Origin of the sequence: Amycolatopsis sp. VC5-11 (assembly GCF_037034185.1) — a bacterium.
In the GTDB taxonomy this organism is placed as follows: Bacteria; Actinomycetota; Actinomycetes; order Mycobacteriales; family Pseudonocardiaceae; genus Amycolatopsis; species Amycolatopsis nivea.
Map to the genome: position 1 here is coordinate 144,413 of NZ_JBAGKF010000012.1, position 12,946 is coordinate 157,358.

The window sequence follows — 12,946 nt, forward strand, 5'->3', positions numbered from 1 at the left end:
GCCGGGATACCCCCGTCCGGTCGGGCCAAACCGCGATTTCCGCCGCACCGCACCGAAATCGGCGTGTCACCCGGGCGCGTGCCGGTAGCAGCACTGCTCGACGATCTCCCCGTCGCCGTTGGCCTTGGGCTCGCCGTGGACGTAATGGCCGACCCCGCGCGCCCGCGCCATTTCCCGGCCCACCGACACCGCGTCCGCGCGGCGCGCCGCGGTGTTCGCCACCCGCCGGATCCCCTCGATCCGGTTCTTCCACAGCCCGCCTTCGCGGCTCGTGTGAATGTCCCCTTCGGCCATCCCGCGCCTCCTTCCGCTCGCCCGCCGGATACCCGATGCCCCCGCGGGCAACCGGGTTGCCGGGGCCGCCGCCGGGTACCCGACCCGGGAACGGAAGGAGCGAAACCATGACCGAACCGCGCGAATCCGACGACGTCTACGGCGACACCCCGGAAGAAGAACGCGAGACCATCCGCGGCGAACAGGGCACGTCGCGCGACGAACACGACGACTCCGACCCGCAACAGGGCCGATGAGCCTCAGCGGGACGATTCGCAGGCTTCCCGCGCCGGCACCCCGCAGCCGAGCCGGGCCCAGACCGTCTTGCCGACGGAATGCTCGTGCACTCCCCAGTCGTCGGCGAGCCGGTCGACGAGCAGCATCCCCCGGCCGCGCGCCCGGTCGAAGTCCGGCGGGCGGACCTTCGGGCGGCCGCGCTCGGGGTCGTCCACTTCGATCACCACTACGCAGGGCCGGGACAGCACGGTCAGCCGCGCATACGACGGGCCCGAGGTGTGCTCGTAGGCGTTCGACGCGAGTTCCTCGATCACCATCAGGACGTCCGCGAGATGGTCCGGGGACAGATGCCCCAGCGACTTGCCCGCCCAGGCGCGCAGGCTCGGCAGCGTCGCGACCCCGGTGCCCCGCAGGTCCAGTGCCCAGGGTGCGTCGCCCTCCCCGGAGCCCGGGCCGGTCACCGCCGGTCCCTCGTTTGGACAGGACAACAGAACCACTCTCCCGCCGACTGCGCGACGGCGCGCGGGCTCGCGCCGGAAAACGCCGCGGCGTTTCGCCGCCCCTCGCCGCAGCCGCTTGACCTCACGTGGGGAAGTCCCTTTCTCGTGCTCGACTTCGCCGGTGCCCAATCGGGCGTACCCGGACGGGGCAGACTTCACACCTGCTGGCGCGCATCTCCGGTTCCCGGGGCCGGTTCGGCTACTGTCGCTGCATGCCGTCTCACGCGCCGGAGCCCGAATCGCGGGCTCGCCTCGCCGAAATCCTCGGCCCCGGGGCGAGCAACGCCGCGCTCGGCGAGGAGCTCACCAAGATCCTCACCCGGGCTTGCGCCGTCCTCGACGTCGACACCGCCACCGTGCTGCGGCACGATGCCCGGTGGCAGCGCCTGGTCGCCGTCGCGGCCGCCGGACTCGAGGAGGAGATCTACCAGGGAGTCCAGGTGCCGGTCGGCGCGGGGTTCGCCGGCGCCGTCGCCGCGCGCCGGGAGCCGGTCGTCATCGACCAGGTCGACCGGACCACGGTGCTGAACGCGCTGCTGGCCGAGCGCGGCCTGCACACCATGCTCGGCGTCCCGATGCTGGCCGGGACCGAACTGGTCGGCGTGCTGCACATCGGAGCCGCCCGGGACCGCCGGTTCACCACCACCGACATCGAAACCCTGCGGCTGCTGGCCGACCGGCTGGCCGCCGTGCTGCAGGCGGAGATCATGCACCAGAACCAGGCCGCGACCATCGCGCTGCAGCGCAGCCTCCTGCCGGGCGTGCTTCCGGTCGTCAAGGGCCTGCGCCTGGCCGCGCGCTACGTGCCGGGCGCGGAGGCCGGGCTCGGCGGCGACTGGTACGACGTGTTCCGGCTTCCCGGGGACCAGACCGGCATCGTGATGGGCGACGTGTCCGGGCACGGCCTCGAAGCCGCGGTCATCATGGGACGGCTCCGCAGCGCGCTGCGGGCCTACGCGCTCGACTGCGACGATCCCGCGACCGTCCTCGCCAAACTCGACCGCAAAGCGAACCACTTCGAACACGGAGTGATGGCGACGGTCGCGTACGGCATCCTCCGGCCCGGCCACGGCAGCATGGCGCTGTCGCTCGCCGGGCACCTGCCGCCGGTCGTCGCGGCGCCGGGCGAACCGGCGCGGCTCGTGCCCGCCCCGCCGGACCCGCCGGTCGGCCTGACCGTCGGGGCCACCGTCGAACGGCGCACCACCACGGTGGAGCTGGTGCCGGGAGCCGTCGCCGCGTTCTACACCGACGGTCTCGTGGAGCGCCGCGACCGGCTCGTCGACACCGGCATGGACCAGCTCGCCGAGCTGGTCCGGCCGGAGGACCCGGAACTGGCCTGCGCCCGGATCATGGCCGCGATGGTGGGATCGCGGCCCCCGCAGGACGACGTCGCACTTGTGGTGCTCCAGCGCACTGCGGGGGCGCACTGATCACTCCGCGGCCAGCGCCTCGTCGAGCGTGCGGTACAGCGGGAGACTCTGCTCCAGCCCGGTGAGCTGGATCGGCCGCAACGTCGCACGGCCGGACGCCACGATCCGCACCTGCGTCCCCTCCGGCGCCTCCCGGCACGCGGCCAGCAGGACGGTCAGTCCCGCCGAGGCGAGGAAATCGACCCCTGTCAGGTCCAGTACCAGCACCGGGGGCTTCCCGGTGAGGGTCTCGGCGACCGCGGCCGTCAATTTCGGGGCGGTCCCGAGGTCCAGGTCCCCGTTCAGGGCCAGCACCGCCGCGGGCGAGCGGTCGGCCCGTTCGATCGACAGCGAACCCGGCGGGTCGATCACCGGGTCGGTCAGCTCACTCATCGCTCTTTCCCTCCTCAGGAAGCCCGGAACGCCTGCGTCCGGGCAGGAAAAGTACGCGGCTGGCTGCTCAACCGCGAATAGCATGCCTTACGGACGGCGGCTCGCACGAATGCCGCCGCGGGAAATGATCTCGGATCCCGGGAACGTCGGCAGCGCGGGGCCCCCGGGAAGAGACGTTCGGCTCATTGCGCGCGGTTTTCGCCCTTCGCGGACGGGGCTGTTCGGGTGCTGGCTTGCCCGCCCCGGGGACGCGGCAGGCCACGGTCCGGGCGGTTCGCGCCGATCCTCCAGCGGGAGACCTTTCGCGGCTGAATGCGCATGGATGTGCTGTTGGCCGCCGCCCGCGCGGACCGGCCCGCCACCGAACGCCTCGAACACCACGCCCGCTCAACGCACGCCGAGCCACCATCGGCCGCCGCAGTTCACGGAGCCGGATGCGCAACGTCGCGACCCGGACACCGCTCCCGCTCCCCGCGCGAGGAGACAGCACCCGCCGACCACACGAACCGGCTCGCAACGAGACCGGAACACCACTCCCCCTCATCGCGCACGACCGCGCCGCTGCCCGGCCGCGTTCTCGCGCAGCCGGTTCGCGTGTTCGCCGATCTCCCCGACGCGGTCGGCCAGCGCCGCGTGCCGCGGTTCGAGATGCGCGCGCACGTCGGCCAGCGGCGGCAGCAGATTAGTGACGTCGTCGTCGCCCAGCGCGACGCTGAGCCGGTCGGCGCTTTCCTGTCCGGCGGGGTCCAAGCCGGGCGCGGCACTCGCCTCCGCGGCCAGCCGGCGCAGCACCGCGGCGTTGCGCCGGGCCCAGTCCGCGACTGCCCGGTCTCCCGCGCGGCGGCCGCGTTCGGCGTCGACGCGGGCTTCGCCGGTGGCCTCTCCGGTCGCCGACGGCCGCAGCCGCAGGTACCGGCGTTCAGCCGCCTGCCTGCTCGCCACGCCCAGCGCCGGGGCCAGCGCCGCCCAGCTCGCGCCCGCCGCGCGCGCGGCCGCGATCAGTTCCGGTTCCCATTCTCCGAGCTGGTCGCGCAGCGCCCGCAGCGCGGAGAGCGCGGCCATCGACCGGTCGGCCGCCGCTCCGCCGTCCCGGGCGGCCAGCACCGCGTCGCGGACGCCCTGGATCAGCAGGCCGGGGTCCACCTCCGCCATCGCGTCATCCTCTCGACGACTTGGCAGTTGTCATCGTTTCGATGACATGCTAGAAGAAAAGAGCGTCCCCTGTCGAGCGGCGGAGGTGAGTCCGATGTCCTGCCGAGCACGCGGGCCGATTCCCCGCGTTCCGCAGGTTTCCCGTGCCCCTTCACCGGGAATCACGTCCGGACCGCCCGCAAGGGCGCGTTCCGGCCGCTAGCCGGAAAACCCCGCCGCGCCGCCGGATGCGGCCCGTGGCGCGGAGCAGGCCACCCCTGGTCCGTGCCAGTCCTTCGCGCGAGAAAGGCGTTGTCCCCGTGTCCCTGCCGCTGCACACCGCCCAGACCGGCCCGTCGCACCCCGCTTCGGTGCGTTTGTGGAACTACCTCGCCGACGTCACCAACGCACTGGGCATCGGCCTCGAGTCCTGCACCGTCGACCACGACACCCCGGTGTCGGCCTACGTCGCGCTCGACGGCCACCTGCCCGCCTACCCCGGCCGCGACGTCGCCCTGCTGTGGGACGAGATCCACGGCTGGGCCGCCGCCGTGGAAACGCATTCCGGCGAGGACCTCATCGTCATCCGCTACCTGGCCGGGCCCACGGTCGCGCCGCCCGCGTCCCGCGTCGCCGAGTTCGCGGCCGCGGTCCGCGACGACGACCACCGGATCGGCTGCCTCGCGCCGCCCGAAATCCGGACGCTGGGCACGCCCGCCGAACTCGACGCCATCCTGCGCGCCGCGGGCTGAACCGGGCAGCGCACCGTCCGTGAGCGTCCACTGTGGACTCCGCAGTTTCGCGCCGCCGCGCGACGGGTAGCCAAGATCATGAGCGAGTTCGAAGCGCAGCGAAGGATGCCCGCGCCCGCGGAACGGGTGTACGCCGTCGCGTCCGATGCCGCGCACCAGGACGAATGGCTGCCGGAGCCGGTCGCCGCGCCCCCGGCCGGGCGCCGTGACCGGCTGCGGCTCGAATGGGACGGCGGCTGGCTCCTGGTCGAGTCCGGCGCGGCGGGCACGAGCCACGCGACGCTGCACCTGTCGGTCCCGGCCGGCCCCGGCCGCGACGATGTCCCGGCGCGCATCCGCGAGTCCCTCGACCGGCTCGCCGTTTTGTCCGGCTCGCCCGGCTGACACCGTCCACAAGGGACTCGGCCCGGATCGTTTTCCGTCGCACGGAACAGGAACGGCACCGCGCGCTTCGGATCGGCTACTCTGCGGCCAGGAGTTGATGGTCCATGGTGGTGCGGAAGGAAATTCTGCCCGGGCCTCGCCTGCCCCGCACGGAACGGAACCGGTTCGCGGTCGACTGCGTCGTCGACAGCCTGCTGCGCTGCCTTCCGCTGGCCGAGCAAACCCGGCTGGGCGTCGTCGCGGCGAGCCGCGGCCGCACGTGCGACCGCGAGGCCCTCCTGATGGAGATCTCGTTGCGCACCAGGCGTTCCCCGCTCGCGGCGAGGTTCCTGGTGCGCGCGGTCTACTCCGCACTGGGGCAGACGTCGCCGGAGCTCGCGTCCCGGGTGCGCGCGGGCGTGAGCCCGGACGTGCTCGTCCTGCTGGGCGGGACGCGGCAGCCGAGCACGTGGTCGCGGGAAACCCCGCCCCGGTGCCACAGCGGGTAAACCCTGCTCAGGCTCGAGTCTGGCCGCGGGCCGGTCCGCATCGCACCTGCCTCCCCACTCGGGGAGTTGCCGTTCCGGCAAGATCGCGTGCGCTCCGGGCCCGGCTGCGGCGACGCTGGACGCACCCGACCCGAGGAGCCGACCGATGACCACCGACGCGACCCTGTTCTGGGACGAAGTGCACGCCGCCCGGCCGCCCGCGGACCCGAAGCCGAACGCCCGGCTCGTGGAAACCGTCTCCGGCCTTCCCCCTGGCACCGCGCTCGACCTGGGCTGCGGCAACGGCGGCGACGCCCGCTGGCTCGCCGGCCGCGGCTGGACCGTGACCGCCACCGACATCTCCGCCGTCGCCGTCAACCGCCTCTCCGGCCCGAGGATCACCGCGGTGCGGCACGACCTGCGGGTCAGCTTCCCGGCCGGCGAATTCGACCTCGTGACAGCGCACTACCTGCAGACCCCCTTCGAACTGGACCGGTCGGCGGTCCTGCGCACCGCCGCGCACGCACTGCGGCCGGGCGGCCGGTTGCTGGTCGTGGACCACGGCTCGATCGCGCCGTGGTCGTGGAACCAGGACCCGGACGCGCATTTCCCCAGCCCGGCCGAGATCGCCGAAGACCTCGCCCTCGACCCGGCGCGGTGGGCCGTCGAGCGCGCCGACTCCCCCACCCGCCTCGCGACCGGACCGAACGGCCAGACCGCCGAGGTCGTCGACCACGTCCTGCTGATCCGCCTGAACCCCTGAGGAGACCACTGTGGCCCGCCGTCGCGACACCCCGCCGCCCCGCACCGGAAGCAGCGAAACCGAAGTCCTGCGCGGATTTCTCGACTATCTCCGCACCTCCGTCGCCGCCAAGGTCGACGGCGCGCCGGAACCTGAAGCCCACACCGCCATGGTGCCGTCCGGGACGAATCTGGCCGGCCTGCTCAACCATCTGACCTTCGTGGAGCGGTCGCTGTTTCTCGGCGAGACCGTCAAGAGCTGGCCATCGACCTTTCGCACCAAGGACAACGTCGCCGACGTCGTCGCCCGCTATCGCGAAGCGGTCAAGCTCGCCAACGAAGTTCTCGACAGCTGCCCGGATCTAGCCGCCGCGCTGCCGGGTCGCGACCGCCCGAGCGTCCGCTGGGCGCTGACGCACATGATCGAGGAAACCGGACGGCACGCCGGGCACGCCGACATCCTGCGCGAGCTGATCGACGGCACGACCGGACGCTGAAAACCAGTGGCCCCGACCCGGCGCGCCCGGCCATCATGGAAGGCATGACCACCGCACGGCGACTTGGGACAATTCTCGTGCGCTGACGCAACCCACACGCGGGATCGCGTCGGCGTCTGGAGAAGCAGTGCGCACGGCCCCCCGGGGCCGGGTGCGCTGCTTCTCCAGACGCCGACGCGATCCCGCCCGCGACGGCGGAGCCGGCGCAATCAGACGCTGACGACAATGCTCTCAAGAACGTCACCGCGGCAAAGGCGGCAGGCGTTCCGGTGCAGGAGTTCGTGAACCAAGGCGCCGCGCGATTCGCCGCGCTACAGGAACCGCTCGGGCTCGCGGTCGACGATTTCCTCCGCACCAGCACCGATCTCCGCCACCTCGACGGCGTCCGGCGCCTGTGGCGAGCCAGTGCCCAACGCGGCGACTTCTACCGCCGCGACTACACCGGCCGCTACTGCGTGGGCTGCGAACAGTTCTACGCGGACGACGAACGCTGCCTGGAACACGAAACCCCGCCGGAAGTCGTCACCGAACAGAACTGGTTCTTCCGGCTTTCCCGCTATTCCGACGAAATCCGGGACCTGCTGGAGTCCGGCCGCCTCCGGATCGAGCCCGCCGCCCGGCTCCGCGAGGTGCTGGGCTTCGTGCGCTCCGGGTTGTCCGACCTCAGCGTGTCCCGGCCCGCCGCGCGCTCGGACGGCTGGGGCATCCCGGTGCCCGGCGACCCGGACCAGGTGATTTACGTCTGGTGGGACGCGCTCGCCAACTATCTCACCGCCGATCCGGCGCGCTGGGCCGAAGCGGCCGAGCGCGTGCACGTGATCGGCAAAGGCATCCTGCGGTTCCACGCCGTGTACTGGCCCGCGCTGCTGCTCTCCGCGGGCGAACGGCTGCCGGACACCATCTTCGTGCACGACTACCTGACCCTCGACGGCGCGAAGATCTCCAAGAGCGCGGGCAACACCGTCCGCCCGACGGACCTGATCGACCAATACGGCGCGGACGCCGTCCGCTGGTGGCTGCTGCGCGAGGTCGCCCCGCTCGGCGACACCGACTTCACCGAAGCACGGCTGATCGCGCGCGCCGACGACGAACTCGCCAACGGTCTCGGCAATCTCGTGCACCGCGTGCTCAGCCTGGCCCGCCGCACCGACCGGATCGCCCCGTCGAGTCCACTAAGGACCGTAGACACGCTCGCCGACCGGATCGACGCGGCACTCGCCGACTTCGACTTCCGCGCAGCCACCGGGGCTTTGGTCGAGGTGATCACCGACGCGAACCGGTACGTAGAACAGACCCGGCCCTGGACGTTGCACGGCACCGAACTGGAAGAGGCATTGGGGACCGTCGTAAGCACTTGCCGGGAACTGGCAACGGAACTCAGCCCGTTCCTCCCGGACGGGGCCGCCCGCCTGCGCGCCCAACTGGACCGCGGCGAACCGGCGCGCCTCTACCCCCGGCTACGGCAGCAAACGGGGCACTAGGCGGACGTAACAGACCATGCCGACCACCTCGACCAGCGTCTGCGTCACCACCACGACCGCCGCGACCGCGAACTCGTCCGGCAACGCCAGCGCCAGCGGAAGCACCACCAGCGAATTCCGCGTGGCCCCGGTGAAAACGATCGCGCGGCCGCCAGGAACGTCCAACCGGAACAGCCGCGCGACGCCCAGTCCGGCGAACGTCATCACCGCCAGGAAAACCACGTAGAACGGCACCACCGACGCGACCAGGCCGAGTCCGCCGTGGAGCTTCGGGGTTTGCGACGCGACCACCGTCGCCAGCGTCGCGGCCATCAACGGCACCATGGCGGACCCGGCCGCGTCGGCGAACCGGCGACCGGTCGCGTGCCGGGCCGCCCAGGCCTGGGTAAGCCAGGCCAGCGCCAACGGGATCGCGATCAGCACGAGGAACGCTTCGAGAAATGGCCCGGCCCGCACGACTTGCGCCAGGTCCGCGCCGAGGAAGAGGAACAGGAATCCGGGCAGCAGAATCATCTGCGCGAGCAGCAGCAACGGCGTCGCCGCGAGCAGACGGCGGCTGCTGCCTCCGGCAAGACCGCTGAAGACGATCACATAGTCCACGCACGGGGCCAGCAGCACGAGCAGCATGCCCAGCCGAAGCGCTTGTCCAGCCGGGAAGAAGGCGGACATCGCCGCGACGACCAGCGGCACTACGACGAAGTTCACCGCCAGGGCGGCGCCGAGGAACCGGCCGTCACGCAGGGAGCGGCCCAATTCGGCGGCGGGCACCTGGAGGAACGTGACGTACAGCAGCGCCGCCAGCACCGGGTTGATCGCCGGTTCCAGCCCCGGACCGGCGGACGGGGCCAGCCAGCCGGCCAGTGCGCCGACGGCGAGCGCGCCGAGGTAGATGACGACCTGGTGCCGTTCCATCCGCGACACCAGACCTGACGACTGCGACAACGGGCGCGCTCCTCGGTCCGGCCTCGTGCGTGTCCATCCCGGTCCAATCGCGACAGACACTCACGACAGTCCACTGAGGATAGCGTCGATGCCGAACCCGAACGCCTCGTCCGAATCCCCGCTGTGCGACGGATCCTCCTCGACGATCCCGGCGCGCACCAGCTCGGCGTGGTTCTGTTCCTCCGCGACGAACCCGAGTACATAGTGGACAACGGTGCGCGCCGCCCACTCCGCGCGCCGCTCGTCGTACTTCCCGGTGAACAGGCGGCGCAACGCGTGCGTGGGCACCAGCAGATCCGGCCGGTACGCCTGCACGAACGACACCACCTCGGCCCCGTCGCGGACCTGCAGCAGAGCCGAGCGGAAGTCCCCGGCCGCCTCGCGCGGGTCCTTCGCCACCCCGGGCAGCCCCTTCAGGATCCGCGCGGCGACGACGGCGAGCAGCTCCTGTTTGTTGGCGACGTGGTAGTACAGCGCGCCCGGCTGGACCCCCAGGTCGAGGGCCACCCGGCGCATCGACAAGCTGCTCAGCCCCGCTTCCCGCAATAGCTCGTACGCCCGGTCGACGATCTGGTCTCGCGTCACCTTCACCCCTCTCATTCTGCCCGCCGCTTGCTTCCGGCCGATCGGCCGCCTAGGATTTGATAGGTGTTCAAAACCTTCGACGACCTGGCCGACCGGCAGCTGGCCGGCGGCGTACTCGACCGAACTGACGCCCGCGCGGTGCTGGAAGCGCCGGACGAGGACGTGCTCGGCCTGGTCGCGGCGGCCGGGCGGCTGCGGCGCGCGCACTTCGGCAACCGGGTCAAGGTCAACTACCTCGTCAACCTGAAATCGGGCCTGTGCCCCGAGGACTGCGGGTACTGCTCGCAGCGGCTCGGGTCGTCCGCGCAGATCCTCAAGTACTCGTGGCTGTCCGCCGAGGAAACGGCGCGCCAGGCCGGCGCGGGCATCCAGGGCGGCGCGTCGCGGGTCTGCCTGGTGGCGAGCGGGCGCGGGCCGAGCGACCGCGACGTCGACCGGGTCGCCCAGGCGGTCGAGGCGGTGAAGTCCGCGCATTCCGACGTGGAGGTGTGCGCCTGCCTCGGGCTGCTCAAGGAGGGCCAGGCCGAGAAGCTGCGCGACGCCGGGGTCGACGCGTACAACCACAACCTGAACACGAGCGAGTCGCGGTACTCCGAGATCTGCACGACGCACGGGTACGACGACCGCGTCGACACCGTCGAAAAGGCCAAGTCCGCGGGGCTTTCCGCGTGTTCCGGCCTGATCGTCGGCATGGGCGAGACCGACGACGAACTGATCGACGCGATCTTCGCGCTGCGCGACATCGGCAGCGATTCGATCCCGGTCAACTTCCTGATGCCGTTCGAGGGCACGCCGCTCGCCGGGACGTGGGAACTGAGCCCGCTGCGCGCGCTGCGCATCCTCGCGCTGGCCCGGTTCGCTTGCCCGGCAACGGAAGTCCGGATGGCCGGCGGCCGCGAGATGCACCTGCGGTCGCTGCAGCCGCTCGCGCTGCACGTGGTCAACTCGCTGTTCCTCGGCGACTACCTCACCAGCGAAGGCCAGGCCGCGAAGGCCGACCTGGAAATGATCGCCGACGCCGGCTTCGAGGTCCTCGGCGCGGGCGAGCAGCAGCGGGCCGCGCACGCGACCCCGGCACTCCGGGAACGCGGGGCGGGCACCGCCGCCGCACCCAACGCGTGACCGCCATGGTGTCGATGCACGACTGGCTCACCGCCGCCGAACGGGACCGGCACGTCGCCGGTCTCGTCCGGCGGACCGATGATCGGCGGCACCCGCGAAAGTCCACATTGGACCTCGCGTCGAACGATTACCTGAGCCTCAGCACCGATCCGCGATTGCGCTCGGCCGCCGTCCAAGCCGTCGAGAAGTACGGCGTCGGTGCCGGCGCGTCCCGAGTCGTCACCGGCACCACACCGTGTCACACGGAACTGGAACGGGAACTGGCCAGCCTCACGGGGCAACCGGCCGCGCTCGGTTTTTCCAGTGGTTACACGGCAAACATCGGCGTGATCACCGCCCTCGGGTCGCCGGACACACTGCTGATCACCGACGCGCACATCCACGCCTCGCTGATCGACGGCGCGCGGCTGTCGCGCTCCCCCGTCGCGATCTGCCCGCACAACGACCTGGACGCCCTCGAGCGTTTGCTGCAGGACCGGTCGCAGGAACGGGCGATCGTGGTGGTCGAGTCGATCTATTCGGTACTCGGCGATGCCACGGATCTGGTGCGTGCGGCGGCATTGTGCGCTGAATACGACGCTTTCCTGGTGGTCGACGAAGCACACGGCATCGGCGTCGCAGGCAACGGCCGGGGTGCAGTGTACGCGGCCGGTCTCGCAGGCGCGCCGCACGTCGCGGTCACTGCCACGCTGTCGAAAGCTCTGGGCGCACAGGGCGGTGCGGTTTTGGGATCACCGCTGCTGCGCGAACATCTGGTCAACACAGCGCGGACATTCATCTTCGACACCGGCCTCGCCCCCGCCGCGGCAGCGAGCGCGGCGGAAGCGTGCCGGATCATCGTTGCGGAGCCTTCGCGGGTCGAGGAGCTGCACCGCGCCGCCGCCACGATCGCCGCCGCCGCAGGGGTTTCGCGCGCGCCGGGTGCGGTGCAGTCGATTCCCGCGGACTCTCCGGAGCAGGCTGTGGCTGCCGCGAATCAGCTGTATGAACGGGATATCGTCGTCGGCTGCTTCCGCCCGCCAAGCGTCCCGGACGGCATCTCCCGACTCCGACTGGTCGCCCGTGCCGGGGTTGATCTTGACCGCGCCGAGGACGCTGCGCGACTGGCTGCCCAATGGTCGCGTGCGGCGAGCATCGTCTGACCGCCTCTAGACCAGACGTCCCGCCGCCGAGCCTCCGTCGATCGCACCACGCAGGGATTGCCGACACCGCAAGGGGTTTCGCGAACTCCCGACGCGATGCAGGCAACCCCCGCGGAGCGCCCCGGACGGCATTTCCCAACTCCGAGTGGTCGCGCGTGCCGGGTTTGATCTGGACCGCGCCAAGGACGCTGCGCGGAGTCTTCATCGATCGACGGCCAGCACCACGCCGCGATCGCCGACACCGCAACGGTTTCGCGAACCCCCGACGCGATGCAGCCAATCCCGTGGAGCGCCCCGGACGTCTTTTCCCGGCCCTGGCTCGCCGCGCAATAGTCACGCGCGGCGAGCCTCGTCTGACCGCCTCTCGACCGGCATTACCCGGTTACTCGCCCCCGCCAGGACTGACCTGCACCGCACTCAGCGCGCCCCGCGACTCGCCACTCACCACACCCCGCGCATCGTCCGGCCGCTTCCGGAACAACGCGTCCACCGCCAGCGCCCCCGGCCCGGTGAAGGCCAGCAACAGGAACGCCCAGCAGAACATCGCCGCGGGCTCCCCGTGGTTCTGCAGCGGTAGCAAGCCGTCCGGCTGGTGGACGACGAAGTAGGCGTACGCCATCGAGCCGGACGCGAGCAGTGCCGCGATCCGGGTGCCGAAGCCGAACGCGACCAGCAGGCCGCAGCCGAGCTGGATCACCGCCGCGTACCAGGACGGCCACACGCCTGCCGCGACGGTTCCGCCTTTCGGGCCGCCGCCGAAGACGCCGAACAGCGCCGCCGCGCCGTGGGCCGCGAACAGCAGCCCGACGACGATCCGGAACAGGCCGAGCACGAACGGGACGGCCCGGTCGAGCGCACGCTCTGGCATGGGTCCTCCTCGGAGAGTT

Annotated in this window: 17 protein-coding genes; 10 read left to right on the top strand and 7 right to left on the bottom strand. The window is 71.6% G+C overall.

Translation table 11 applies throughout. The features are described 5' to 3' along the window. Positions 1-66 precede the first annotated feature (66 nt). Entirely contained in the window at positions 67-294 is a 228-nt protein-coding gene (locus WA670_RS30225; RefSeq protein ID WP_037813210.1) for a DUF2188 domain-containing protein, read from the bottom strand. Between the two features lie 107 nt (positions 295-401). Between WA670_RS30225 and WA670_RS30230 the strand changes: the two genes are divergently transcribed. Then, positions 402-530, top strand: coding sequence for a hypothetical protein (locus WA670_RS30230; protein ID WP_255443129.1), 129 nt, complete (start codon positions 402-404; stop codon positions 528-530). 3 nt (positions 531-533) lie between these two features. Here WA670_RS30230 and WA670_RS30235 read toward each other — a convergent pair whose 3' ends face one another. Continuing rightward, the gene (locus tag WA670_RS30235) at positions 534-971 is read right to left on the bottom strand and encodes an ATP-binding protein (RefSeq protein ID WP_037813213.1); all 438 of its coding nucleotides are present in this window, start codon (positions 969-971) and stop codon (positions 534-536) included. Positions 972-1,222: 251 nt separating this feature from the next. On the opposite strand from WA670_RS30235, the gene WA670_RS30240 reads away from it, so the two are divergent. Then, the gene (locus WA670_RS30240) at positions 1,223-2,443 is read left to right on the top strand and encodes a PP2C family protein-serine/threonine phosphatase (protein ID WP_037813216.1); all 1,221 of its coding nucleotides are present in this window, start codon (positions 1,223-1,225) and stop codon (positions 2,441-2,443) included. Here WA670_RS30240 and WA670_RS30245 read toward each other — a convergent pair whose 3' ends face one another. Beyond that, a complete protein-coding gene (locus WA670_RS30245; protein WP_051728972.1) occupies positions 2,444-2,815 on the bottom strand; it encodes an STAS domain-containing protein in 372 nt (123 codons plus the stop codon). A gap of 540 nt (positions 2,816-3,355) precedes the next feature. Then, positions 3,356-3,967 (bottom strand): HSP18 transcriptional regulator, encoded by a 612-nt coding sequence (locus WA670_RS30250; protein WP_275294481.1) that lies wholly within the window; start codon positions 3,965-3,967, stop codon positions 3,356-3,358. Positions 3,968-4,272: 305 nt separating this feature from the next. On the opposite strand from WA670_RS30250, the gene WA670_RS30255 reads away from it, so the two are divergent. The 6 genes from WA670_RS30255 to WA670_RS30280 all read left to right on the top strand — a co-directional run bounded on the left by WA670_RS30255 (position 4,273) and on the right by WA670_RS30280 (position 8,268). Beyond that, complete coding sequence (locus WA670_RS30255; protein WP_238608367.1) at positions 4,273-4,698, top strand: DUF6292 family protein; 426 nt, start codon at positions 4,273-4,275, stop codon at positions 4,696-4,698. A 78-nt stretch (positions 4,699-4,776) separates the two neighbouring features. Continuing rightward, a complete protein-coding gene (locus WA670_RS30260; RefSeq protein ID WP_037813222.1) occupies positions 4,777-5,082 on the top strand; it encodes a hypothetical protein in 306 nt (101 codons plus the stop codon). Between the two features lie 104 nt (positions 5,083-5,186). Next, positions 5,187-5,570 (top strand): DUF2267 domain-containing protein, encoded by a 384-nt coding sequence (locus WA670_RS30265; RefSeq protein ID WP_037813225.1) that lies wholly within the window; start codon positions 5,187-5,189, stop codon positions 5,568-5,570. 145 nt (positions 5,571-5,715) lie between these two features. Then, the gene (locus tag WA670_RS30270) at positions 5,716-6,312 is read left to right on the top strand and encodes a class I SAM-dependent methyltransferase (RefSeq protein WP_336159586.1); all 597 of its coding nucleotides are present in this window, start codon (positions 5,716-5,718) and stop codon (positions 6,310-6,312) included. Positions 6,313-6,322: 10 nt separating this feature from the next. Further along, the gene (locus WA670_RS30275) at positions 6,323-6,787 is read left to right on the top strand and encodes a DinB family protein (protein WP_336159587.1); all 465 of its coding nucleotides are present in this window, start codon (positions 6,323-6,325) and stop codon (positions 6,785-6,787) included. Between the two features lie 179 nt (positions 6,788-6,966). Beyond that, a complete protein-coding gene (locus tag WA670_RS30280) occupies positions 6,967-8,268 on the top strand; it encodes a methionine--tRNA ligase (protein ID WP_336159650.1) in 1,302 nt (433 codons plus the stop codon). Here WA670_RS30280 and WA670_RS30285 read toward each other — a convergent pair. Both WA670_RS30285 and WA670_RS30290 read right to left on the bottom strand, forming a co-directional pair. Further along, positions 8,245-9,180: a bile acid:sodium symporter gene (locus WA670_RS30285; protein ID WP_336159651.1), complete on the bottom strand. Its 936-nt coding sequence runs from the start codon at positions 9,178-9,180 to the stop codon at positions 8,245-8,247. The genes WA670_RS30280 and WA670_RS30285 overlap by 24 nt on opposite strands. Before the next feature lie 90 nt (positions 9,181-9,270). Beyond that, on the bottom strand, positions 9,271-9,810 hold the full coding sequence (locus WA670_RS30290; protein ID WP_078870473.1) for a TetR family transcriptional regulator: 540 nt from the start codon (positions 9,808-9,810) through the stop codon (positions 9,271-9,273). Between the two features lie 48 nt (positions 9,811-9,858). Here WA670_RS30290 and bioB point away from each other — a divergent pair, with 48 nt between their 5' ends. Then, on the top strand, positions 9,859-10,917 hold the full coding sequence (gene bioB, locus WA670_RS30295) for a biotin synthase BioB (protein ID WP_442893139.1): 1,059 nt from the start codon (positions 9,859-9,861) through the stop codon (positions 10,915-10,917). 5 nt (positions 10,918-10,922) lie between these two features. Then, positions 10,923-12,059: an 8-amino-7-oxononanoate synthase gene (locus WA670_RS30300; protein ID WP_336159653.1), complete on the top strand. Its 1,137-nt coding sequence runs from the start codon at positions 10,923-10,925 to the stop codon at positions 12,057-12,059. A 382-nt stretch (positions 12,060-12,441) separates the two neighbouring features. Here the strand turns inward: WA670_RS30300 and WA670_RS30305 are convergent, their stop codons facing one another. Beyond that, a complete protein-coding gene (locus WA670_RS30305) occupies positions 12,442-12,927 on the bottom strand; it encodes a DoxX family protein (RefSeq protein ID WP_336159588.1) in 486 nt (161 codons plus the stop codon). Between the last annotated feature and the right edge of the window lie 19 nt (positions 12,928-12,946).

Coding starts and splice junctions, on each gene's coding strand:
- WA670_RS30225 (WP_037813210.1), bottom strand. CDS start 294: ATGGCCGAAGGGGACATTCACACGAGCCGCGAAGGCGGGCTGTGGAAG.
- WA670_RS30230 (WP_255443129.1), top strand. CDS start 402: ATGACCGAACCGCGCGAATCCGACGACGTCTACGGCGACACCCCGGAA.
- WA670_RS30240 (WP_037813216.1), top strand. CDS start 1,223: ATGCCGTCTCACGCGCCGGAGCCCGAATCGCGGGCTCGCCTCGCCGAA.
- WA670_RS30245 (WP_051728972.1), bottom strand. CDS start 2,815: ATGAGTGAGCTGACCGACCCGGTGATCGACCCGCCGGGTTCGCTGTCG.
- WA670_RS30250 (WP_275294481.1), bottom strand. CDS start 3,967: ATGGCGGAGGTGGACCCCGGCCTGCTGATCCAGGGCGTCCGCGACGCG.
- WA670_RS30260 (WP_037813222.1), top strand. CDS start 4,777: ATGAGCGAGTTCGAAGCGCAGCGAAGGATGCCCGCGCCCGCGGAACGG.
- WA670_RS30265 (WP_037813225.1), top strand. CDS start 5,187: ATGGTGGTGCGGAAGGAAATTCTGCCCGGGCCTCGCCTGCCCCGCACG.
- WA670_RS30270 (WP_336159586.1), top strand. CDS start 5,716: ATGACCACCGACGCGACCCTGTTCTGGGACGAAGTGCACGCCGCCCGG.
- WA670_RS30285 (WP_336159651.1), bottom strand. CDS start 9,180: ATGGAACGGCACCAGGTCGTCATCTACCTCGGCGCGCTCGCCGTCGGC.
- WA670_RS30290 (WP_078870473.1), bottom strand. CDS start 9,810: ATGAGAGGGGTGAAGGTGACGCGAGACCAGATCGTCGACCGGGCGTAC.
- WA670_RS30300 (WP_336159653.1), top strand. CDS start 10,923: ATGGTGTCGATGCACGACTGGCTCACCGCCGCCGAACGGGACCGGCAC.
- WA670_RS30305 (WP_336159588.1), bottom strand. CDS start 12,927: ATGCCAGAGCGTGCGCTCGACCGGGCCGTCCCGTTCGTGCTCGGCCTG.